This window comes from Deltaproteobacteria bacterium, from assembly GCA_003696105.1.
Taxonomy (GTDB): domain Bacteria; phylum Myxococcota_A; class Polyangia; order Haliangiales; family J016; genus J016.
This window is the reverse complement of sequence record RFGE01000010.1, coordinates 1-22,541: the sequence shown is the minus strand read 5'-3', so window position 1 is coordinate 22,541 and position 22,541 is coordinate 1. Positions and strand designations below refer to the sequence as shown.

The following is a 22,541-nucleotide window of genomic DNA, read 5'->3' as shown; positions in this document are numbered from 1 at the left end:
TTCCCCCTGTTGCGCTGCCGGCGGCGCGCGCACCGCCGCGGGCCGTTTCGACTCGACGGAGCCCGCCGGACCACCGCGCCGTCGCCGGCACGCCCTACCCTACCGCAGCCGCGCGCGCCAGGACAGTGGCGCCGATCAACGTGTGCCTCCACGTGCGGAAAGGTAGGACGCGAGCTCCTCGCGCGTGGGCGGCGGCCCCTCGCTGCGGCGAAAGGCGCGCACGAGCCGCCCGTCGCCGTCGAACACGAACAGCGACGGGATCTGTCGCACGCGGAACAGCCGGCGCAGCGACGCATCGCCGGCCACGACGGGCCACCGGATGCCGCGTTCGGCCAACAGCGCGCGCATCGCGCGCTCGCTCCCGCGCTCGCCGTAATCCTCGAACGCGTTGACGAGCACGACCCGCACGTCCGACAGGTCCATCCGTTGCAGCTCGCCGAGCTGCGCGCGGCAGTGGCTTCACCACGACGCGAAGAACATCACGAGCGTGCGGGGCGCGTCGGCGCGCGGCGGCAGCGGTCGGCCGTCGATGTCCTTCCGGCCGTCGAGGGCGGCCAGTTCGGGCGCGACGGCCGCGCCGGCCGGCGCGCGGGCGGGAACGGAACACGCGGCGACGGCCGCGACGATAGCGAGCCACAGACTGCGCATGATTCGACACACCTTTCCCGGCCGGGCCGTCCCATCGCCCGCGCCAGTTGCGGTACCATTGTGCCATGGGTCTGTTCGACAAGCGCAAAAAGGGCGGAGACGATTTCGATTCGCCGGTCGAAAACATCGACCTGAACGCGCCGCCGGCCGTGCAACCGGCCGCCTCCGCGCCCGCTCCGCTCGCCGCGTCGACGCCGACCCGCCCGGCGCCGGAACCCGATCCGGACGCCGCGGCCGAATCCGAAATGGACGACGACTACGACGCCCCCGCCTACGGTATCGACGACGCCATCGAGCTGATGCGGTCGCTTCCGACCGACAACGTCGAGTTGGTCGTCCAGGTCGTGAAAAAGACGCTCGAGTCGACCAAGGTCAAGGTCCGCTCGATCATCGACGACGCGTCGCGCAAGCAAAAGGACATCGAGGGCCGCATCGACGTCCTGAAAAAAGAGATCGCCGAGTACGAGCAGGAGATCGCGACCCGCCGCGAGGAAATCGCCAAACTCGAGGCCGACCACGCCGAGACCACGACGGTCAAGGAGCGGCTCGAGCTGGCGGAGAAGCTCACCACCGGGGCGCGCGGCTCCGCCAAGCCGGCTCCTGCCTCCGCGTCCGGGCCGGCCAGTCATCCGAAGACGCCGGCCGTCGGCGGCAGCGGTGGCCGGCCCGGCGCGAGCGGGTCCGGCACCGGGTCCACGCCCTCGACCGGCACGTCGCCGAAGGGGACGACGATCATCGCGAAAAAGTAGCGCCCGCCGCTCGCCGCCTCGCCCCGCCCGAGCCCCCGCACCGGAGAGCCCCGCATGCTGCGCTACCACATGGCCGTCATCACGCGCGACAACCGCCTCAAGCGGGCGGTCAAGCGCGTGACGACCGCGACCGGCTCGCGCGCGTCGTTCATCGGCGACGCATCCGGCCTGGATCCGAACGACCCGCCGCAGCTCGTCGTGTTCGACGCGCGGCGCGACAATCCCGACAAGCTGTTTTTCGCCAAGGTCCCGCACGACGCCAAGATCGTCTACATCATTCCGGGCGATACGTTGGTGCAAAAGGTCACGCTGCTCAAGGACGCGCGCGTCACCAGCTTGCTGTGCCACGACGAGCGCTTCGACGACGACGAGTTCATCGCGACCAGCACCAAGTGCCTGCGCGGCGAGATCTTCGGGCTGCAGAAGTATTTTCCGTGGGGCGTCACGACCTTCTCGATGGTCGTCAAGAACTACGAGCAGAAAGGCCGCGCGATCGACGTTCTCATGCAGTACGCGAAGCTGGCCGGCGTGCGCGGCCCCGTGCGCGACCGCATCCAACTCGTCGCCGACGAGCTGATGATGAACGCGCTGTACCACGCCCCCGTCGACGACAACGGCAACGAAATCTACGCCGGCAAGTCGCTCAAGGAGCTCGCCCAACTCGAAGAGGTCAGCGCCATCCAGGTGCAATACGGGTGCAGCGGCCGCTACTTCGGCATCGCGGTGCGCGACGGCGGCGGTTCGCTGTCGCGCCAGCGCGCGCTCGAGTACCTCACGCGCGCGAAGACCGGCTCGATGATCGAGGACAAGGCCGGCGGCGCCGGCCTCGGGCTGATCTCCGTGATGCGGTCCGTGTCGAAGCTCGTGTTCAACCTCGACCCGGGCCATTCGACCGAGGTCATCGGCCTGTTCGACATGGACCTGTTCGCAAAGGGCAAGGTCGGCGCACGCTCGCTGCACCTGTTTACCGAGGCGCCGCGCGACGCCGACGACGCGGGCGATGCGGACGACGAAGAACACGCCGCAGCGGCGGCGACCGGCGGCGGCCGCGCCGCGTGGGTGTTGGCCGCGCTGCTCGGTGCGGTCGTGTCCGCCATGGCCACCGCCTACGCGCTCAAGAGCCGCACGCCGGATGCGGCTCCGGCGGCGGCCACCCAGCCGCTGACGGTGACCGTCTCCCCCGATCCGAGGGATGCCGCGGTGTCCATCCGGGGTACGCGCGTCCCCGCCGGCACGCAATGGGTGTGGCCGGACGACGTCGCCAGCGTGACCGTCGAAGTGGAGAAACCCGGGTTCGAGAAGTGGACGCGCCGGTTCGCCCGCCGCGACGCCGGGCCCGGGCTGCACCTGTACCCCGTCCTGCGCCGAATCGAACACTGACCGACTGCGGGCCGAAAGCGGGTCGAACGCCCCGGCAACCAGTGGTAGCCTTGCAGAAGCATGTCGTCCGCAGCGGCGATGGACACCCGGCAGCTCCGCCTGTTCGACGACGCCGAGTCGGCGCTCGTCACCCGCGGTCTGAAAGCCCTGTCGCGCGCCTCCACCCACGACGCCGACGCGCTGCGCGGCCATCTCCGGCAGCTCATCGACCTGTCCAACCTCGTGCGCGCGTCGCCCTCGTTGCGGGAGCCGGACTCGTTCGCCGGCAAACAGCGGTCGGAAGAGACACTGATCGAACACCTGTGCGAAAACGACGGCCTGTCCGGCGAACTCGCGCTGCCGCTGAAGGCGACCCTGTCGCGCACGTTCCTCATCGCAAAGATCCAGTTCTTGCGCGGCTTCGTCCAGGCGTGCGCGTACTACTCGAACCGCGCCGGCGACGAACTGAGCGAACTCGACAGCCGGTTGCGCGACGAACTCGCGCAGTCGATCTACACGCAACTGGCCGAGGAGTTGCTGCTCGCTCTGTTGCGCAAGCCGGACGTCAGGCTCGCCACCAAGCGCCGCGCCGCCGAGCAGCTCATCCAGATCTGGGAGAACGCCCAGGTCGAGATCGACGACTTCTGCCCTCTGCTCGAGTCGGCGTGGCGTGCGCGCAATCGAGTCAACGCCGACCTCGGCTCGCTACTCGGCACGAGCGAGTACTTCCGCCTCGTGTGCGAAGACTGCCCCTCGGACTTCTTGTCGTTTTTCGCGCGCGACGAGGTGTCGCTGCAACAGAAGCAGGCATTCGAAGAGTTCCTGTTCGACATGACCTTCGAGGAGGTCGCAACCCTGCGCACGGCGATGCGCAACAACAACGTCGAAGCGATCTCCGTCGAATGGGCCGAGCAGGTCCTCGGGCGCAAGATCGAACGCGAACGCGTCGAAGATCGGATCGATCCGATCGCGCTGTACCGATCGTACTTCCGCCGCCAGCTCGCGGCCGATTTCCGCATCGTCGCCGGACGCCCCGGCCCGCGCCGCACGGCCGAGGCGTACATGATGATCTACCTGCTCGATCACAACATGACGGCGCGGCGGTCGGCCGATGCCGCCGCGTGCCCGCATCCGCTGGCGCCGCTCGAGGGCGGCCGCGCGCGAACGACCGGCGGCGAAGACCGCGCGGCCGGCGACGAGGCCACGGACCCCGACGCGACGGGTGGCGGCCGCGCGGACGGCGGCGGCGACGAGCCGCCTGGCTGACGGCTCCGCCGGTGCGATCACGCCGGGCGCACGATGCCGGCGTCCGGATCGATCCACCACGCGAGTGCACCGCCGTCGACGCAGGCGACCTGACCCGGGCGAAACGGCCGCAGGAGGCGGCCGCACAGCCTCGCCGCCAGCGCGGAGATCCCCGGCTCGTGCCCGACTGCCGCGACGGCGACGCCGCGCGCCGCCAGTTCGTCCTCCGCGCGGTCGGCCGGCGCGCCCGGGGCGAGCGCCGCGGTGACCTCGACCGCGCCCGTGAAACCGACGGCGCCGGCGAGCAGCTCCGCGGTCTGCACCGCCCGCACCAGTGGACTGCACACCACCGCGTCGAACGACACGCGCAGGTCGCGCAGCCGCTCCGCGACGCCGACGAGCTGAGCGCGCCCCTGCTCGGACAGCCAGCGGCGGTCGTCGGCACCCGCGGTGTCGGCCGACACCGCGTGACCGTGGCGGATGAGGTACGCGCGCATCCGGTCCGAGGGTACACGACCGCGCGCCGCGGCGGGCACGGCGCGCGCCGCCGCCCGCCACGCGGTATCCTTCCGGCATGAGCCGCAGCTTTCTGCCTCCCCGGCCGAGCGACTACCACCGGCCGGTGTTCATGCAGTGGGTGCCCGAAGACGCCGAGGTCGAAGCCGCCGAGATCGCGCTGCGCCACGGGAAGGTGCCGCCGGACGCCGCCGCCGACGCCGAGCCGCAGGCCGGCACCGGCGCCGAGTCGCCCGGCGCGAGCGCCGGTGCCCGGTCGAAGACGGCCGCCGGCGACGACGCCGGGTAGCGGTGGTCGCCGCCGGGTTGCGGCGATAGACTCTGCCGGTGGGCCAGCGCGCTCTCATCGCCGCGATCGCGGCGGCAGCCGGCGCCGGGGCCGCCGCCCTCGCCGCCGGCGGCGACCGGGCGCGTCCCACGCTCCACGAGTACATCGACCTGTCCAGCGTCACCCCCGACGCGCGCCTGTTCGGCGCAGTCCCGGCGCCCGGCCGCAACCCGGAGGGGTTCTCGCGCGGCGACAAAATCGTGCCGCGACCTCCCGGCGACGCGCCGCCGGCCCCCACCGAACCGATCTACGGCCGCTCGGGCGCAGACCGCGACACCCGATGGCGCGCCGACCGGCAGACCGGCCCGGACGACGCGCTCCACTACGTCGAGGTGTTCAATCCGAGCGTCGTGCCGTTCAAACGCATGACGGCGCTCGACGCGGTCGACGCCGACTACGTGCTGTCGGTCGCGCAGCCCGCGACCGCCGACCTCGCGATCGGCGGCGATCCCGATCCCGACCGCGACCTGTTCTGGGCGTCGCTCGTCGTCGACCTGCGGCCCGGCGACGAGGTGCCCATCCCGTCGGTCGCGCCGGACATGCGCATCCTGTCGTACGAGACCGCGCCGCCGGTACCACTCGTGTTTTCCAAAGACGGCGCCGACAACTTCTACGTGCGCAGCGACGAGACGGGCGTGGCCGGCCCGCACCGACTCGTGTTCCTCGCGGACGCCGACGCTCGCTACTTCGCGCCCGACGTCCCCGGCGGCTTCCGCATCGCCGACATCCCCCGCGGTCTCGCGCGCCCCCTGCCCGAACCGGTGCGCCGATCGGCCGACCGCGCGCTGCGCGAACTCGGCCTCCACCGCGGCATGACCGTCAAACGCGCGGTCGACCTCCTCGCCCGCACGTTCCGCGCCTTCGAAGCCGGACCGCTTCCGCGGTCGACCGACGACCTGTTTTGGGATCTGTTCTCGGCGCGCGCGGGGGTCTGCCGCCACCGATCGTTCGCGTTCATGGTCACCGCCAACGCGCTCGGCATTCCCACGCGCTACGTGAGCAACGAGGCGCACGCGTGGGTCGAGGTCTGGGTGCCGGACGCGGCGGGCGGGCGCTGGCTGCGGGTCGACCTCGGCGGCGCGGCGCTCCGCCTGGACGTGGCGAATGCGTCCGACAAGGCCATGCACCGGCCGCGCGGCGTCGACACGCTGCCGCAGCCGCCCGAGTACGCGGGCCACTACACCCGACTCGAGGGGGACGTGCGCGGCCTGTCGGCGGAGCAGCTCGCGGAGGCGCGATCGCCGCTGCCGAGCCCCGGCGCCGAGCCGGATGACCCATCCAGTGCGGATGCGACCGGCGAACCCGCGCGACCGGCCGAGCGGACCGTGGCACCGGGGCGATCGCTGCCCGAGATGCCCGCATCCGCATACGAGGGCAAGGTCCGCACCGCGATCGCGGTGGACGAGTCGCCGCCCGACGCGTTCCGCGGCGAACCGATCGCCGTGCGCGGGCGCCTGGTCGACGCGGACGGCCTCGGCATCGCCGGCGGTCGCGTCGACATCTATCTGGCACCCGCTGGCCGCGGCGGCGACGGTGCGACGCGGATCGGCCGCGCGGTCACCGGCCCGGACGGAACGTACCGCGCGCACGTCCGCGTCCCGGCCGACCTCCCCCTCGGCGACTACGAGATCTACGCGGCGACTCCCGGCGACGCGACCTACGCGCCCGCGCTGTCCGACCGGTGATTCGGTGCTAGAGTGCCGATCGCGTGCGGATCGCGCTCGTCCAGCAGAACGTCGTCGTTGGCGACTTCGACGGCAACGTCGCGCGCCTGGCCGCCGCGGTCGACCGCGCTGCGACTGACGGCGCCGATCTCGCCATCTGCTCGGAGCTGGCCGTGTGCGGCTACCCGCCGCTCGACCTGCTCGACCAGCCCGCGTTCGTCGACGTCAACCTGCGCGCGGTCGACGCGCTCGCCGCCCGCGTGCCGATCCCGACGGTCGTCGGATTCGTCGATCGCGTCGGCCGGCCGGCCGGCCGCAAACTCCACAACGCCGCCGCCGTGGTCGACCGCGGCCGCATCGCGTCGGTCCATCACAAATCGTTGCTGCCGACCTATGACGTGTTCGACGAACAGCGCTATTTCGAGCCCGCGCGATCGCTCGCACTGGCCGATGTCGGCGGCGTCAAGCTCGCGATCACGATCTGCGAGGACATGTGGAACGACGCCGACTTCTGGCCCGAGCGCTACTACGACCGCGACCCGGTCGCGGAACTCGTCGCGCTGGGGCCCGACATCCTCGTCAACATCGGCGCGTCGCCCTTCACCGTGGCCAAGCGGTCGCTGCGCCCTCGCATGTTCGCCGCGCTCGCGCGCAAGTATCGCCTGCCGCTGATCGCCGTCAACCAGGTGGGCGGCAACGACGAGCTGTTGTTCGACGGCGCGTCCCACGCATTTTCTCCCGACGGCGAGACGGCCGCGCGCGCGGCGGAGTTCGACGAGGACGTGATCGTGTGCGACGTCGAGCCGCGCGGCGCGGTGTCCGGGCCGATGCGCGCGCCTCTGCCATCGGACGAAGCGGCGGCGCTCGCCGCGCTCGCCATGGGCGTGCGCGACTACGCCGCCCGCTGCGGGTTCCGGTCGGCCGTTCTCGGCCTGTCCGGCGGCATCGACTCGGCGCTCACCGCGTGCATCGCGGCGCGCGCCCTCGGCTCCGACCGAGTGGTCGGCGTCGCGATGCCGTCGCGCTTTTCGTCCGAGCATTCCGTCGCCGACGCACGCGCTCTCGCCGGCGCGCTCGGCATCGCGTTCCAGGTCATTCCGATCGAACAGCCGTTCGCGTCGATGCTGGCGCTGCTCGAACCCGCGTTCGACGGCCGCCCGCCCGACGTGACCGAGGAGAACCTGCAAGCGCGCTTGCGCGGCGTCATCCTCATGGCGCTGTCGAACAAGTTCGGTCACCTGCTGCTGTCGACCGGCAACAAGAGCGAGTTGGCGGTCGGCTATTGCACGCTGTACGGCGACATGTCCGGCGGCCTCGCGGTCATCAGCGACGTGCCCAAGACGCTCGTGTACGCGCTCGCGCGCGAAGTCAACCGGCAAGCCGGCCGGCCGATCATCCCCGAGTCCACGCTGACGAAACCGCCGAGCGCCGAGCTGCGCCCCGGCCAGACCGACCAGGACTCGCTCCCGCCGTACGACGTCCTCGACCACATCGTCGAGTTGTATGTCGAACGAAACATGAGCCGGGACGAGATCGCGGCCACCGGCGCGGTCGACCGCGCCACGGTCGACCGCGTGGTCGACCTGGTCCAGCGCAGCGAATACAAACGGCGCCAGGCCGCGCCCGGGCTCAAGATCACCACGAAGGCGTTCGGATTCGGCCGCCGCGTGCCGATCGCGCAGCGATGGCGAGGCTGACCGCGCCGCTGCCGGCGCGCGAAGCGGTCGCGGTGTTCTGCGCGGCGCTCGCGCTGTGGTTCGTCGCCGGCGCCGCTCTGCCGCCGACCGCCGCCGGCGTGGCCCTGGCCCAGGTGTTGTTCTTCGCCGGGCCTCCGGTGGTGTGGACCGCGGCGCGGGGTGCCCGTCTGCGCGACGGCCTCGGCCTGCGCGCGCCCAGGCCCGCCGCCGTCGCCGGCGCCGTGCTCGTCGGCGCGAGCTTTTGGCTGGTGAACCTCGCCGTGTCGGTGCCGATTCTGGATCGACTGGGCGCCGATTCCGAGCGGCTGCGGGAAGTCGAGCGCGCGCTGCCGTGGGCCGACGCGCCGGCCGCGACGCGCGTGGTCGCGGTCGCGCTCGTACCCGCGGTGTGCGAAGAGCTGCTGGTCCGCGGCGCGGTCGCGCGGGCGCTGCGGCCCGCGATCGGCGCAGCCGCCGCGGTCGGTTCGACCGCCGCGCTGTTCGCGGCGCTGCACTGGCCGCCCGAGCGGATGGTGCCGGCGGCGCTGTTCGGAGCGGTCCTCGGTGCCATCGCGCTGGCAGCCGATTCCGCGATCCCGGCCATCGCGGCCCACCTGTGCAACAACCTGGTCGCCCTGTGGGTCCTTCCGGCCTGGCCCGGCGTCGCGGCCGCGCTCGACGCGCATCCGGCCGCCGCGCTGGCGGTGGCCGCCGCGCTCAGCGTCGCGGGAGCGATGCTGTCGTGGCGCTCACGAATCCGTCGCGAATCGTAAGGGATTGCCGAAATCCGTTCGTAATCGCCGCAACAGGATTGCCGTATTTTGCAAGCCCTGGTACATTCCGGCTTGTGCAGGATCCGCGCCGTATCCTCTGGTACCTGAAGAAAATCCCGTTGTTGGCGGAGCTAGGCCCGGAGGTTCTCGCCCGCCTCGCGGATCTCGTGGACGTGCGCGAGGTCCGGCGCCGCGACGTGGTCTACCTGCCGGGGGACCCGGGGGACGCCGTGTTCTTCGTCAACGGGGGCCGCATCAAGATCTCGAAGGTCACCCGCGACGGCAAGGCGCTCACCCTGTCGTATTGCGGGCCGAGCGAGATGTTCGGCGAAACCTGCCTGGTCGACGGCGGTCCGCGGGCCGAGATGGCCGAGGCGATGGACAACTCCATGATCACCGAGATCCCGCGGCCCGACTTCGAGCGCCTGATCCGGGACAACGCGCAGCTCGGCTATCAGATGGTCCGCATTCTCGCGGGTCGCCGCCGCGACATCGAGGACAAGCTCGAGGCGCTCGTCTTCCGCGACGTGACGAGCAAGCTGGCCGAACTGCTCCTCAACCTGGCCGAGGAATACGGCGTCGAGGATGCGCGCGGCACGCTCGTCCAGCTCAAGATCACGCACCAAGAACTGGCCAACCTGATCGGGTCGACCCGCGAGACGGTGTCGCTCACGCTGTCGCAGTTCAAGAAGAAGAAGTACATCACGACCGAGGGCCGCAAGGTGATCATCTCCGACCCTGCGAGCCTGCGGGCGCTGTTTTGAGTCGCGGCGCGGCAGCCGCTCACCGTCGCGCGTCGCGCAACGCCCGGCCCGTGTGCGACGCGGCGCACTCGGCCACGTCGTCGGGCGTGCCGGCGCACACGACGCGGCCGCCCCCCGCGCCGGCCTCCGGGCCGAGGTCGACGATCCAGTCGGCCCACCGGATCACGTCGAGGTTGTGCTCGATCACGATCACCGTGTTGCCGTCGTCCACCAGCAGCCCGAGCACGTGCAGCAGTCGGTCGATGTCCGACACGTGCAGGCCGGTCGTCGGCTCGTCGAGGACGTACAACGTCCGGTCGCCGCCGCGCCGCGCCAACTCGCGCGCGAGCTTGAGTCGCTGCGCTTCGCCGCCCGACAGGGTCGGCGCCGGCTGCCCCAAGGTCAGGTAGTCGAGCCCGACGTCCCGCAGTGCTTCGAGCCGCACCCGCAGCGCCGGCACGTGCGCCAGCACGCCGAGCGCTTCCGCGACCGTCAGGTCGAGGATGTCGGCGATGCTGTAGCCTTTGAACCGCACTTCCAGCGTCTCGCGGTTGTACCGCCGACCGCCGCACGCGTCGCACACCACGTATACGTCCGGCAAAAAGTGCATCTCGATCCGTTTGACCCCGTCGCCCTCGCACGCCTCGCAGCGGCCGCCCTTGACGTTGAACGAGTACCGCCCCGCCTTGTAGCCGCGAGCGCGCGACTCGGGCAGCTGCGCGAACAGGTCGCGGATCGGCTGAAACAGGCCCGTGAACGTCGCGGGGTTCGACCGCGGCGACCGCCCGATCGGCGCCGAGTCGACGGCGATCACGCGATCGACGTGGTGTGCGCCGTCGATCCGGTCGTGCGCGCCGATCCGTTCTGGCGACCCGCCGAGCCGCGCCTGCAACGCAGGCAGCAGCGTGTCGACGACCAGCGACGACTTGCCGGATCCCGACACGCCGGTCACGCACACGAACCGGCCGACCGGGAACGCCACGTCGATGCCGCGCAGGTTGTGCTCGCGCGCGCCGCGAACGGTCAGGTGCGCGCGCGCCGGCGGACGGCGGCGCGGCGGTCGGATCGCCCGGCGACCCGACAGGTACGCGCCCGTGATCGACCGCGGGTCGGAGGCGATGGCGGCCGGCGTCCCCGCCGCGACCACCTCGCCGCCGCGCACGCCGGCCCCCGGCCCCATGTCGACCACCCAGTCGGCGGCGCGGACGGTCGCCTCGTCGTGCTCGACCACGAGCACCGTGTTGCCGAGGTCCCGCAGCCGCCGCAGCGCGCCGAGCAGCCGCTCGGTGTCGCGCGGATGCAGTCCGATCGACGGCTCGTCGAGCACGTACAGCACGCCGGAGAGCGCGCCGCCCAGTTGGGTCGCGACGCGGATGCGCTGCGCTTCGCCGGTCGACAGCGTCGCCGCCGGCCGGTCGAGCGACAGGTACGGCAAACCGACGTCGACCAAGAACCGCAACCGCTGGTCGACCTCGCGCACGATGCGCTCGCCGATGGCGCGCTCGCGGGCGGTGAGGTCGAGGTCGCGCACGTGCGCGAGCGCATCCGCCAGGGGAAGTCGCGCCAGCTCGTGGATCGCAAGGCCGCCGAGGCGCACCGCGCGCGCCTCGGGGCGCAGCCGCGATCGATCGCACGCGCCGCAGCCGAGGCCTTCGCACTCCGGACACGCCCCGTGCGGGCTGTTGAACGAAAACAGCCGTGGTTCGACCGGGGGAAGGGACACGTCGCAGTCGATGCACGCAAACCGCTCGGAGCGGTGAACCCGCGGCCCGTCGACCGGCGCGATGTCCACCCGGCCGCCGGCGAGCGCCAGCGCCAACTCGACCGAGTCCGCGAGGCGCTGGCGTACCCCGGACTTGACGATCAGCCGGTCGACGGTCACGTCGAGATGGTGGGGCGCATCCGGGTCGACGGCCGGGATGCCCGCGCTCAGGTCGTACGGCTCGCCGTCGATCGCGACGCGCGTGAACCCTTCCCGTGCGAGCCGCGCCAACCGATCCGCGAGGTCCCCGCGCTGCCCGCGCACGACGGGCGCGATCACCGCAAACCGCGTCCGCTCGGGCAGTGCCAGCGCCTCGTCGACGATCTGCTGCACGGTGTACGCGGCGATCGGCTGGCCGCAGCCGGGACAGTGCACGCGGCCGACGCGGGCGTACAGCAGCCGCAGATAGTCGTACAGCTCGGTCACCGTGCCGACCGTCGACCGCGGGCCGCGCGACGCCGTGCGCTGCTCGATGGCGATGGCCGGCGACAGGCCCTCGATCGCGTCGACGTCGGGCTTGGCCATCTGCTCGAGGAATTGCCGCGCGTGCACCGACAGCGATTCGACATAGCGGCGCTGGCCCTCGGCGTAGATCGTGTCGAACGCGAGCGACGACTTGCCCGAGCCCGACGGGCCGGTGACGACGACCAGCGCGTCGCGCGGGATGTCGACGTCGACGTCGCGCAGGTTGTGGACGCGCGCGCCCCTGACGGCGATCACCTTCATCGCGCGCGACGCCGGGCGAGCAGTTCATCGGCCAGGCGCAGCGCGGCGACAAAGCTCGTCGGCCGCGCCCGGCCGGCCCCGGCGATGTCGTAGGCGACGCCGTGGTCGGGGGAGGTTCGGACGATCGGCAGGCCTAGCGTGACGTTGACCGCGTCGTCGAAGTCGACGAGCTTGACCGGGATGAGCGCCTGATCGTGGTACATCGCCACCAGCGCGTCCCACCGGCCGGACATCGCGGCGCGAAACGCCGCGTCGGGCACCAGCGGCCCGCCGCAGTCGATGCCCGCGGCACGGCACGCGGCGATTGCCGGCGCGATCGCGACCTGCTCCTCGTCCCCGAACAGGCCCGCCTCGCCGGCGTGCGGATTGAGACCGACGACGCCGACGCGCGGGCGCGCGGCGCCGAAATCGCGGACCATTGCATCCGCCACGAGTTCGATGCAGTCGCGCACGCGGTCGGCCGTCACGCGCGCCGGCACGTCGCGCAGCGGCAGGTGGACCGTCGCCAACGCCACCTTCAGCCGCGGGCCGGCGAACATCATCGCCACCCGGCGCGCGCCGAATGCGTGCGCCAGGTAGTCGGTGTGACCGTCGAACGCAAACCCGGCGCGCCGCACCTGCGCCTTCGCGATCGGCGCCGTCACCAGCGCGGCGACCTCGCCGGCGCGGGCCGCCGCCACCGCCGCCTCGACGTACGCGACCTGCGCCGCCGCCCCTGCCGGCGTCGGCCGGCCGGGGCGCGCGTCCTCCGGCGCCAGGTGCGTGACCGCGCGCAGCGCGATGCCGTCCGGAACGGCGCCGCGCAGCGCGCCGCCGTCGCCGAACACCACGACGCGCCGCGCCAAGGCCCCCGGCGCCGCCGCCAGCGCCTTTCCGACGATCTCCGGTCCGATGCCGGACGGATCGCCGAGCGTGACGGCGATCCGGTCCGCGCCGGTGGCGGCGGGTTCGTTGCCTTCTGCCGGTTCGTGCGTCATATCTTCAGATGAGGGGCTGCGCAATCGGAGTGTACTGGAAGTCGCCATGGTGGTTGCTCGCCGTCGCCGCCGCGTGCGGGGGGGCCCCGCCGGACCCGCGGTCGCCGCCGGCTGCGACCGCCGCCGGCCCTCCTGCGCCGCTCGCGGTCGCGACCACCGGGTTCCGCCCCGGCGAGTCGATGGCCTGGCAGCTCGCCTGGCGCGGCATCGCCGGCGGGCGCACCCAGACCGCCGTCGGTGAGCCGGGCGCGGTCGCCGGCCGCGCGGCGTTGGTCGTCCGGACCGAGACGCGCAGCGACGGCCTGCTCGCGATGGTGCGCCACGTCCGCGACGACCTCGCGACGACGATCGCGGTCGACGGCTCGCTGCCGATCGCGAGCCACGGCGAGTTCGAGTTCGGCAAGCCGGGCGGCGACGTCAAACGCAGCCAGGTGGACGCCGCGTTCGACGGCGACGGCGTCCGAATCACCTACGAGCGCAGCGGCCGGCCGGCTCGGACCTGGTCCCGGCGGCTGCCGCCGGGCGAGCGGGTCTACGACACGCACGCGGCGCTCGGCGCGATGCGCGCGTGGCGGCCGAAGCCGGGCGACCGCGTCTACTTCTACGCGCTGTCGGGCCGCCGACTGTACCGGGTCGACCTCACCGCCATCGGGCCGGAGTCGGTCACCATCGGCCTCGGCGCGTTCCCGGCGCTCCGCATCGACGGCACCGGCACGCGCCTCACCGGCCGGTTGCTCCCCGACCCGAAGCGCAAGCCGCGGCGGTTCACCGTGTGGCTCAGCGACGACGCGCACCGCGTGCCGCTGCGGGTCGACGCGCGCACCGAGTACGGTGACGTCCAGGTCGAACTCACGGCGTACGAGCCGGGGCAGTCCCTGCCGGTCGCGCGCCGGTGACCGCGCAGCCGCGCGGCGTCACTCGCCGCTGCCGGTGATGTCCGCGAGCGCGTCGTACAGCTTGACGCCGAGTTCCTCGTCGTCGGCGGCGAGTTCCGCAAAGTCGTCGCGCCGGATCGCGAGCAGCTTGACCGCCGTCTGTGCGCGCGCGGCCTCGGCGGGTGCCGGCCCGCCCGCCAGCGCCCGGGCGTACAGCAGGTCGCCGGCGCGGACGAGATCGCCGCCCGGCAGGCGGGCGGCGCCGTCGAGCACGAGGTAGGCGACGCGGTCGCCGAGCGCGACCGGCGGGATCGCGCGGCCGGCGTCGAACCGCTGGGGTAGCGCGATGCGCAGCGCCCGCAGCCGCTGCTGGGGCGACAGGCCGCCGAGCAGTGGGCTCGCCGCGAGGATCGCCTCGTCGCGCTCCCGCTCGTCGCGCGGCACCGGCGTCGGGTCCACCTCGAGGACCTTCACCACCACCGCGGTGGCGTTGTCCGCGCCGCCGCGGGTCACGGCGGCGTCGACCAGCGCCTGGGCCGACCGCGCCGGGCTCGGGCCGCGCGCGACGATCTCGCCGATCTCGGCTTCGGCCACGTATTCCGTCACCCCGTCGGAGCACAGCACGAACCGGTCGACCGGCGCCATCGGCACCACGAACGTCGCCACGCGCACGCGGTCGCCGATGCCGAGCGCGTTGGTGAGCACGCCTTGCCAGCGGGCGGGATCGTAGCCGGGGGCCCCGCTGCCCAGCCCCGCCGCCGCGAGGCGCGCGACCACCGTGTGGTCCTCCGTGAGCTGCATCGCGATGCCGTCGCGGACCAGGTAGGCGCGCGAGTCGCCCGCATGGGCGAACACCGCGTCGCCGCCGGCGCACACGAACCCCGTGAACGTGGTGCCCATGCCCGCCCGCTCCGGGTCGGCCCGCGCCGCGTCCCGGATCGCATCGTGGGCGCGCGCGACCGCTGAGCGAACGGCGGCCAGCAGCGCGCGCCGGCGGTCCGCATCCGCCTCGCGGGCGTAGGCGTCGACCGCCGCGCGGAATGCGCGCGACGTCCACGCATCCCGCACCACCTGGATCGCGAGGGCGCTGGCGACCTCTCCCGCCGCATGACCTCCCATCCCGTCGCACACGGCGAACGCGCCCAGCTTGGGGTCCACCCAGTAGGCATCCTCGTTGTGGTCGCGCACGCGACCGACATCGGTGGCGGCGTGCGCCAGCAGCGCATCCATCACGGCGCGCCTCGTTTTCGTCCAGTCGGGGCGGGGACCTGCCCTTCGCGCTTGCGTTCGAGCCGCAGGTCGATGACCTTGGACACCACCGCGAGGATATCAAATGGACAGCACGACGCGCCTCATACTTCCGGAAGTTCGCGAAGCGCTCGAGTCGGACCCGGCGGCCCTGGCCGAGCTGACCGAGGAGATGCTGCCGGCCGACCTCGCGGATCTGGCAGAGCAACTCGACCCCGACCACGCCCACAGGCTGCTGGCGGCGCTGCCGATCGAGGCGGTCGCGCGCCTGCTCGAGCAGTGCGACGACGAGCACCGCCGGGAACTGTTCGCGCACCTGGCCGCGCACGACCTCGCCACCGCGGCGGCCGTCACCGACGAGATGGCGCCGGACGACCGCGCCGACCTGTACGCCGAGCTCCCGGAGGAGCTGCGCAAACAGTTGCTCGCGGAGGTCGATCCCGAAGAATCGCGCGACATCCGCACGCTGCTGGCCTACGACGAGGACACCGCCGGCGGCGTGATGACCACGGACTTCGTCGCGCTGCCGGCCACCATGACCGTCGAGCAGGCGATCGACGCGGTCCGCAAGACCGCCGAGGAGATGGAGACCATCTACGTGGTCTACGTGGTCGACTCGCACGGGACACTGCACGGCGTCGTGTCGCTGCGCGACCTCGTCACCTCGCCCGCGCACAAGACGCTCGAGGACATCATGAACCCGAACGTCGTGACGGTCGACGTCGACACGGACCAGGAGGAGGTCGCGCACGTCATGGCCAAATACGACCTGCTGGCCGTGCCGGTCGTCGACCGCACGCACCGCCTGGTCGGCATGATCACGGTGGACGACATCCTCGACGTCGTCGAGGCCGAAGCCACCGAGGACGCGCACCGGCTCGGCGCCGTCGAGCCGATCGAGCAGCCCTACATGGCGACGCCGGTGTGGACGATCGTGCGCGCCCGCGTCCCGTGGCTCATCGCCCTGTTTCTCGTGCAATTCGTCAGCGGCCCCCTGCTGCAGCACTTCACCGCCAGCGTCGCCTCGGCGACGATCTTGATGTGGTTCGTGCCGATGATCATGTCGGCCGGCGGCAACGCCGGCTCCCAGTCGGCGACGCTCGTCATCCGCGCGATGTCCCTCGGCGAGACCGGCCCAAAGCACGCGCTGAAGATCCTGTCGCGAGAGGTCCTGATCGGAGCGACACTCGGGATCATCCTCGGATTCGTCGGCATGGTGCGAGTCGCGACGTGGAACGCGGCCCGCAGCGTCGAGATGGCGCTCGCCATCGGCTGCGCGGTCACCGCGGTCATCGTGTTCGGAGCGCTGATCGGCGCGGGCATTCCGCTGTTGCTCGAGCGCCTCAAGATCGACCCCGCCGTGTCGTCGACGCCGTTCGTGGCGTCGCTGGTCGACGTCGGCGGGCTAGTCCTGTTCTTCGAGATCGCCCGCCTGTTCGTCGGCTGACGCGCGGCCTGCCGCGCGCATCTTGTAGCCGACGTTGCGAACCGTCTCGATCAGACCGCCGGCCACCGGTCCGAGCTTGGCGCGGACGCGCCGCACGTGGATGTCGACGGTGCGCGTACCGCCGCCGTACTGGTAGCCCCACACGCGCTGCAACAGCTGGTCGCGCGTGAACACGCGGCCGCGATGCTGCGCGAGAAATCGCAGCAGCTCGAACTCCTGGTGGGTGAAGTCGAGCCGGCGCCCGCGGTAGTGCGCCTCGTATCCCGCCACGTCGATGACCAGGTCGCCGACCTTGAGCACCTCGTCGGATCCGAAAGCCGCGCTCCGCCAGTCGAGCTGGCGCAGGCGCGCGTACAGCTCGGCCGGGACGATTGGCTCCAGCACGAAATCGTCGAACCCGAGCGAGAAATCGAGCGACGGCAGCCGCGGCACGGTGAGCGCGAGCAACACCGGCACGTCGCCGAGGACCTCGTGGTCGCCGAGTCGACGCAGGCAGCGGCTCGCGCGCGGGATCTCATCGCCGGCGTCGACGACGACGATGTTCGGTGGCCGCGCGTACAACTCCTCGTCGTCCAGTTCGCCGAGGTCGAATCGACCGGCGGTCACGCGGCACCCGAGGTCCACCAGGATTCCCGCGATCGACTCGGGGTTGCGGATCGCGACAGCCGGCTCCGCGCACAACACGACCACCCGCACGCCCTCGAAAATGGGTCGCCACAACGCCGCGCGTCAAGCAAAAATCGCGGCGATCGTCCGCGAAGGGCGGCCGCGGTGCGAGCTCCCGCGGCGCGCGCGATCCCCTGTTGCGCTCCCCGCCCGTTGTGTAAGAATCAGAATCGGATGGAAGAGTTCCACTGTTCCTTCTGCGGCAAGCAGCGCCGCGAAGTCCGGAAGCTCATCAGCGGGCCGCGCGTTTTCATCTGCGACGAGTGCGTCAAGCTGTGCAACGACATCCTCGCGAAAGAGGAGGCCGCCGAGCGTCCGTCGTACCCGCCGCCGAAGGAGATCGTAGAGGAACTCGACAAGTACGTCGTCGGCCAGCACGCCGCCAAGCGGGCGCTCGCGGTGGCCGTCTACAACCACTACAAGCGCATCGGCCTGCGCGGCAAAGCGACCGACGTCGAGGTACAGAAAGGCAACATCCTGCTGATCGGCCCGACCGGCTGCGGCAAGACGTTGCTCGCGCAGACGCTCGCCAAGAAGCTCGACGTGCCGTTCGCGATCGCCGACGCGACCACCCTCACCGAGGCCGGCTACGTCGGCGAGGACGTCGAGAGCGTCATCAAGGCGCTGTTCCGCGCCGCGGGCGGCGACGTCGAAAAGTGCGCCCGCGGGATCCTGTGCATCGACGAGATCGACAAGATCGCCCGCAAGGGCGGCTCGCCATCGCCGACGCGGGACGTGTCGGGCGAAGGGGTGCAGCAGGCCCTGCTCAAGATCCTCGAGGGCAAGACCGCCACGATCACGCCGGACGGCGCGCGCAACCGGCCGCAGCAGGAGTTGATCCAGATCGACACGACCGACATCCTGTTCATCTGCACCGGCGCGTTCAACGGCATCGAGGACATCGTGCGCCGCCGCGTCGGCGAGCGCGGCCTCGGCTTCGGCGCACAGATCGGCACGCCCGAGGACGACAAGGACGCGCTGCGCGCCGCGGCCCGCACCGAGGATCTGATCAAGTACGGGATGATCCCGGAGTTCATGGGCCGGCTGCCGATCATCGTGTCGTGCGACGCGCTCGACGTGGACGCGCTCACCGAGGTGTTGTGGCGCCCCAAGAACGCGCTCGCGCGCCAGTACCAGCGCCTGTTCGAACTCGAAAACGTCAAGCTCACGTTCACCGAGGACGCGCTGCGCGCGCTGGCGGAAGAGGCCCACCGGCGCAAGTCCGGCGCCCGCGGTTTGCGCGCGATCCTGGAAGAAGTCATGCTCGACGTGATGTACGAGATCCCGTCGATGACCGGCGTGCGCGAGTGCGTCGTGACCCGCGCGGTGGTGGAAAACCGCGAGCGCCCCGAGCTGGTGCACGAGAGCAAGGCCGCCGGCTGACCCCGGCGCGGCGGCCGCCGAGCCCGCATCGCGGCGCGCGCGGAGTCCGACGAGTCGGCCGCGCGCCGGCGGTGTCGCGCGCGGCGGCGACAAAACGCATCTCGGCCCTACTCGCCCGCTGTGCAGTGCCGTACACTCACACCGTGCTCACTGCCGAACAGATCGCCGAGATTCGAGCCCGCCTGGAGGCGGACCGCGCGCGCATCCTCGACAGCGCACGACACGCGCTCGGCTTCGCGATGGCCCGCGACCCCGAGCGCACAGGCCGCGATTCGATCGATCAGTGCGTCGAGGAAGAACTCTACTCGACCGAGCTGCGCCTTCACGACCGCGAAAAGAAGCTGCTCGCGAAGATCGATGAAGCGCTCGCCCGACTCGAGCGGGGCGAGATCGACGAGTGCGAGGACTGCGGAGATTCCATCGGCTTCAAACGGCTGCTCGCGAGACCGGTGACGACGTTGTGCGTCGCCTGCAAAGAAGACCGGGAAGAGGGCGAGGTCCGCGCCGGTCCGCTCGCCGACGATCTCGCGGGCAATCAGTGAACCGCGCGACTCCGCCCGCTCGCGCCGGAGCGGCGCCCGTCGCCGCGGCATGCGTTTTGCTACGTATCCGACCGCTCTGGTATAGTGTCCCCCTGCCCGGGCAGCGATGAAAGATCGCTATTCCATCACCGAGCGCCTCGATCAGGGCGGGATGGCAGAGGTCTTCCGCGGCGTGGCGGAGTCTATCCACGGCTTCAAGAAGAACGTCGCCATCAAACGGATCCTGCCGAGCCTCACCAAGAACGACAAGTTCGTCGCGATGTTCTTGGACGAGGCGAAGCTGTCGCTACACCTGCAGCACGCCAACATCGTGCAGGTGTTCGACATCGGCATCGCCGACGGGTCGTACTTCCTGGTGATGGAGTACATCGACGGGTGCAACCTCAAGCACCTGCTCGAGCGCCTCAAGCAGCGCGGCAAACGCATCGCCCCCGCGCACGCGATCTACATCATGATCGAGACGTGCAAGGCGCTCAACTACGCCCACCACGCCGAGGGTCCCGACGGCAACCCCCTGCACATCGTCCACCGCGACATCTCGCCGCCGAACATCTTGCTGTCGAAAAACGGCGAAGTGAAAGTCGTCGACTTCGGTCTCGCGAAGGCGAACACGCAGATCGAATCGACCGACCCCGGCGTCGTCAAGGGCAAGTTCTCGTACCTGTCGCCAGAGGCCGCCAGCGGCCTGGAGGTCGATCGGCGTGCGGACATCTTCGCGGTCGGCATCCTGCTGTGGGAGATGTTCACCGGCCGCCGGCTGTTTTACGGCGACACCGACTATCAGACGGTCGAACTCGTGCGGCAGGCGCGCGTGCCGTCGATCGGTGCGCTCAACCCGGAGATCGACGCCGAACTCGAGGCGATCGTGCGCAAAGCGCTCGCGCGCGATCCCGACCAGCGCTACCAGGAAGCGGCCGACCTCGGCGACGCGCTCGCCCAGTATCTGTTCAGCCGCCGCATGAAGGTCACCGCGCGCGACATCGCCGCGCTGGTGCGCGACGTGCAGGCCGAGCAACAGCGCAAGCGCAGCCTCGCGCCCAAGCACGAGTCGCTGATCGACGCGCTGATCATGGAGGAGATGGACAAGCTCACGTCGCTCCTCGAAGACGACGACCCGGTCGCGGATCGCGCCCAGGCCGCGCCGCTGGACCCGGCGTCGTTCGTCGACACGTCGGCGTGGGCATCCGAGTTGGGCCTGGACGAGTCGGGGGCCGTCGACGCGCCGCCGGCGGTGATCCATTCGGCGCCGCCTCGCCGTGCGACCCCGGCTGCGGATGCACCGGATCCCGCCGACAACGAGATCGAGTCGCTCCAGCAGATGCTCGAGCCGGACCGCACCGGCGTCCACCATTTCGACGGGCCGGGCCGCGGAGTCTGGATCGCGCTCGTCATCGCCGTGCTGTTGGCCGGCGGCATCGGCGCGGCGCTGTTCCTGTTCAAGGACCGGATTTTCTGAGCGGCCCGCGTGCCGGCGCGGAGCCGCGCACGGGCCCCGCTCCTCCGGTTTGCCGTGCACGCGGCGCGCCCCGGTGATAGCCTGGCGGCATGGGTCTGGGCCGGGTCGCAATCGCCACCGTCGCGACGGCGTGGCTGGTCACCGCGTGCGCATCCGGGGATGCGGGCGGCGGCGATCCCACATGTCCGACGCCACCGTGCGCCGATGCGGCGACACCGGCCGTCGACGCCGCGACGGCGCCGCCGGACGCCACGCCCGCCCCGGACGCGACGCCGCTGCCGGACGCGGCGCCACTGGGCGGCTTCGGCGACCCGTGCTCCGACAAGGGCGAGTGCGAGTCGAACATCTGCGTGCTGGCCGGCATCGGCGGCCTGTGCACGGAGACGTGTGTCGCCGGCAGCTGCCCCGACGGCTACGGCTGCGTCGGCGTGTTCGGCGCGATCGAGCCGGGCGTCGTCGCCGACGTCTGCATGCCCGAGTCCACCCAGCTTTGCACCACGTGCGAGGCGGACAGCGAGTGCTCGCTGATCGGCGCGGACAAGTGCATCCCCTACCCCGACGGCAAACGCTTCTGTGGACAGGACTGCTCGCTCGTCGAATGCCCCGACGGCTACCGCTGTGACACGGTCTCGATCGACGGCACCGACTACCAGCAGTGCATCCCGCAAAGCGGGGCGTGCGACTGCGATGCGTCGACGGCCGGCGCCACCGAACCGTGCGACATCGCGACCCCGTTCGGCACCTGCGGCGGGACGCGGACGTGCGAGGGCGACACCGGCTGGAGCGCCTGCGCGCCGCCGTCGCCGACGGACGAGCCGGACGGCGCCTTCGCCGACGACGACTGCGACGGCATCGACGGCGTCGTCGCCGACGGCGTGTTCGTCGCTCCGACCGGGACCAACTTCATGTGCGGCACGCCGGCGGCGCCCTGCAAGACGATCCAGTTCGGCATCGACAGCGCCGTCGCCGGCGGTCTGTCGTACGTCTACATCCAGGCGGGCACGTACGACGAGATCGTGACCCTGGCCAGCGGCGTCCACCTCGTCGGCGGCTTCGACTCCAACTGGACGCGCGACGACCGCAACCAGCCCGGCCACGCGGTGACCATCCGCGGCGGGCTCGACCCGGACGAATCCCAGTACGTCACGGTCATCGCCCACGACCTGACGGCCACGACGAAGGTGATGGACCTGTTCATCCAGACGCCGGACGCGACCGGCACCGTGGGCGGCCGCGGCCGCAGCTCGCACGGCGTCCACGCGGCCAACAGCGCGACGCTCGTGCTCGAGCGCGTCACGATCACCGCGGGCGACGGTGCGCCTGGCGCGACCGGCGCGGCGGGCGACAGCGCGTCCACCACCGCCGCACCCAGCGGCGGCGGCGGCGCGCCGGGCGAGGAGAGCTTCGACCTGTGCTCGACGAGCCGGTCGGCCGGCGGCGCCGGCGCGTCGAACTCCGCGTGCCCGGGCACGGCGGGCGGTACGGGCGGCGCCGGCGGCTCGAAGGACTCGGACTGCTCGGTGTTCAGCCCGGACTTCGACGCGACTGCCGGGCGAGCGGGGACCAACGCGAGCGTGTCGGCCTCGGGAAGCTATGGCGCGGGCGGCGCCGGCGGCAGCGTGTGCAACCCCGGCGGCGCCGGGCGCGCAGGCCGCGTGGTCAACGGTGCCGCCGGATCCGGCGCGGCGGCCGGCGGCCAGCTGATCGGCAACTACTGGTTCGGCCGCGACGGCGGCTCCGGCGGGGTCGGCGAGCACG

At 71.7% G+C, this 22,541-nt stretch carries 21 protein-coding genes; 14 read left to right on the top strand and 7 right to left on the bottom strand.

The window, feature by feature from the left end:
* Positions 1 to 135: 135 nt before the first annotated feature.
* Both D6689_00680 and D6689_00675 read right to left on the bottom strand, forming a co-directional pair.
* Positions 136 to 423: a hypothetical protein gene (locus D6689_00680; GenBank protein RMH45145.1), complete on the bottom strand. Its 288-nt coding sequence runs from the start codon at positions 421 to 423 to the stop codon at positions 136 to 138.
* A 36-nt stretch (positions 424 to 459) separates the two neighbouring features.
* Positions 460 to 648: a hypothetical protein gene (locus D6689_00675; GenBank protein RMH45144.1), complete on the bottom strand. Its 189-nt coding sequence runs from the start codon at positions 646 to 648 to the stop codon at positions 460 to 462.
* Positions 649 to 713: 65 nt separating this feature from the next.
* On the opposite strand from D6689_00675, the gene D6689_00670 reads away from it, so the two are divergent.
* The 3 genes from D6689_00670 to D6689_00660 all read left to right on the top strand — a co-directional run bounded on the left by D6689_00670 (position 714) and on the right by D6689_00660 (position 4,022).
* Positions 714 to 1,397, top strand: coding sequence for a hypothetical protein (locus tag D6689_00670; GenBank protein ID RMH45143.1), 684 nt, complete (start codon positions 714 to 716; stop codon positions 1,395 to 1,397).
* 69 nt (positions 1,398 to 1,466) lie between these two features.
* On the top strand, positions 1,467 to 2,777 hold the full coding sequence (locus D6689_00665; protein RMH45142.1) for a hypothetical protein: 1,311 nt from the start codon (positions 1,467 to 1,469) through the stop codon (positions 2,775 to 2,777).
* Positions 2,778 to 2,837: 60 nt separating this feature from the next.
* Positions 2,838 to 4,022 carry a hypothetical protein gene (locus D6689_00660; GenBank protein RMH45141.1) on the top strand — a complete coding sequence of 395 codons (1,185 nt, stop codon included), beginning with the start codon at positions 2,838 to 2,840 and terminating at the stop codon, positions 4,020 to 4,022.
* Between the two features lie 17 nt (positions 4,023 to 4,039).
* On the opposite strand, the gene sixA is transcribed toward D6689_00660, so the two are convergent.
* Complete coding sequence (gene sixA / locus D6689_00655; protein RMH45140.1) at positions 4,040 to 4,498, bottom strand: phosphohistidine phosphatase SixA; 459 nt, start codon at positions 4,496 to 4,498, stop codon at positions 4,040 to 4,042.
* A gap of 77 nt (positions 4,499 to 4,575) precedes the next feature.
* On the opposite strand from sixA, the gene D6689_00650 reads away from it, so the two are divergent.
* The 5 genes from D6689_00650 to D6689_00630 all read left to right on the top strand — a co-directional run bounded on the left by D6689_00650 (position 4,576) and on the right by D6689_00630 (position 9,722).
* Positions 4,576 to 4,806 (top strand): hypothetical protein, encoded by a 231-nt coding sequence (locus tag D6689_00650; GenBank protein RMH45139.1) that lies wholly within the window; start codon positions 4,576 to 4,578, stop codon positions 4,804 to 4,806.
* Positions 4,807 to 4,844: 38 nt separating this feature from the next.
* On the top strand, positions 4,845 to 6,530 hold the full coding sequence (locus D6689_00645; GenBank protein RMH45138.1) for a hypothetical protein: 1,686 nt from the start codon (positions 4,845 to 4,847) through the stop codon (positions 6,528 to 6,530).
* A 23-nt stretch (positions 6,531 to 6,553) separates the two neighbouring features.
* Complete coding sequence (locus D6689_00640) at positions 6,554 to 8,206, top strand: NAD+ synthase (GenBank protein RMH45137.1); 1,653 nt, start codon at positions 6,554 to 6,556, stop codon at positions 8,204 to 8,206.
* Positions 8,194 to 8,958: a CPBP family intramembrane metalloprotease gene (locus D6689_00635; protein ID RMH45136.1), complete on the top strand. Its 765-nt coding sequence runs from the start codon at positions 8,194 to 8,196 to the stop codon at positions 8,956 to 8,958. Before D6689_00640 ends, D6689_00635 begins: the two co-directional genes overlap by 13 nt.
* A gap of 74 nt (positions 8,959 to 9,032) precedes the next feature.
* A complete protein-coding gene (locus tag D6689_00630; protein RMH45135.1) occupies positions 9,033 to 9,722 on the top strand; it encodes a Crp/Fnr family transcriptional regulator in 690 nt (229 codons plus the stop codon).
* Positions 9,723 to 9,741: 19 nt separating this feature from the next.
* Here D6689_00630 and uvrA read toward each other — a convergent pair whose 3' ends face one another.
* Both uvrA and pdxA read right to left on the bottom strand, forming a co-directional pair.
* Positions 9,742 to 12,189 carry an excinuclease ABC subunit A gene (gene uvrA / locus D6689_00625; protein RMH45134.1) on the bottom strand — a complete coding sequence of 816 codons (2,448 nt, stop codon included), beginning with the start codon at positions 12,187 to 12,189 and terminating at the stop codon, positions 9,742 to 9,744.
* Complete coding sequence (gene pdxA / locus D6689_00620) at positions 12,186 to 13,166, bottom strand: 4-hydroxythreonine-4-phosphate dehydrogenase PdxA (protein ID RMH45133.1); 981 nt, start codon at positions 13,164 to 13,166, stop codon at positions 12,186 to 12,188. The genes uvrA and pdxA overlap by 4 nt, the downstream gene beginning before the upstream one ends.
* Positions 13,167 to 13,174: 8 nt before the next feature.
* Between pdxA and D6689_00615 the strand changes: the two genes are divergently transcribed.
* The gene (locus D6689_00615; protein ID RMH45132.1) at positions 13,175 to 14,062 is read left to right on the top strand and encodes a DUF3108 domain-containing protein; all 888 of its coding nucleotides are present in this window, start codon (positions 13,175 to 13,177) and stop codon (positions 14,060 to 14,062) included.
* 18 nt (positions 14,063 to 14,080) lie between these two features.
* Here D6689_00615 and D6689_00610 read toward each other — a convergent pair whose 3' ends face one another.
* Positions 14,081 to 15,271, bottom strand: coding sequence for a phosphoprotein phosphatase (locus D6689_00610; protein ID RMH45131.1), 1,191 nt, complete (start codon positions 15,269 to 15,271; stop codon positions 14,081 to 14,083).
* Positions 15,272 to 15,374: 103 nt separating this feature from the next.
* On the opposite strand from D6689_00610, the gene mgtE reads away from it, so the two are divergent.
* Positions 15,375 to 16,736: a magnesium transporter gene (gene mgtE, locus D6689_00605; protein ID RMH45130.1), complete on the top strand. Its 1,362-nt coding sequence runs from the start codon at positions 15,375 to 15,377 to the stop codon at positions 16,734 to 16,736.
* On the opposite strand, the gene D6689_00600 is transcribed toward mgtE, so the two are convergent.
* Positions 16,695 to 17,393 (bottom strand): DNA-binding response regulator, encoded by a 699-nt coding sequence (locus D6689_00600; GenBank protein RMH45147.1) that lies wholly within the window; start codon positions 17,391 to 17,393, stop codon positions 16,695 to 16,697. The genes mgtE and D6689_00600 overlap by 42 nt on opposite strands.
* Positions 17,394 to 17,576: 183 nt before the next feature.
* On the opposite strand from D6689_00600, the gene clpX reads away from it, so the two are divergent.
* The 4 genes from clpX to D6689_00580 all read left to right on the top strand — a co-directional run.
* Positions 17,577 to 18,785, top strand: coding sequence for an ATP-dependent Clp protease ATP-binding subunit ClpX (gene clpX, locus D6689_00595; GenBank protein RMH45129.1), 1,209 nt, complete (start codon positions 17,577 to 17,579; stop codon positions 18,783 to 18,785).
* A gap of 239 nt (positions 18,786 to 19,024) precedes the next feature.
* Positions 19,025 to 19,327 carry an RNA polymerase-binding protein DksA gene (locus D6689_00590; protein RMH45146.1) on the top strand — a complete coding sequence of 101 codons (303 nt, stop codon included), beginning with the start codon at positions 19,025 to 19,027 and terminating at the stop codon, positions 19,325 to 19,327.
* 106 nt (positions 19,328 to 19,433) lie between these two features.
* On the top strand, positions 19,434 to 20,783 hold the full coding sequence (locus D6689_00585; protein ID RMH45128.1) for a serine/threonine protein kinase: 1,350 nt from the start codon (positions 19,434 to 19,436) through the stop codon (positions 20,781 to 20,783).
* Positions 20,784 to 20,872: 89 nt separating this feature from the next.
* A partial coding sequence (locus tag D6689_00580) for a hypothetical protein (GenBank protein ID RMH45127.1) occupies positions 20,873 to 22,541 on the top strand: 1,669 nt, incomplete at its 3' end.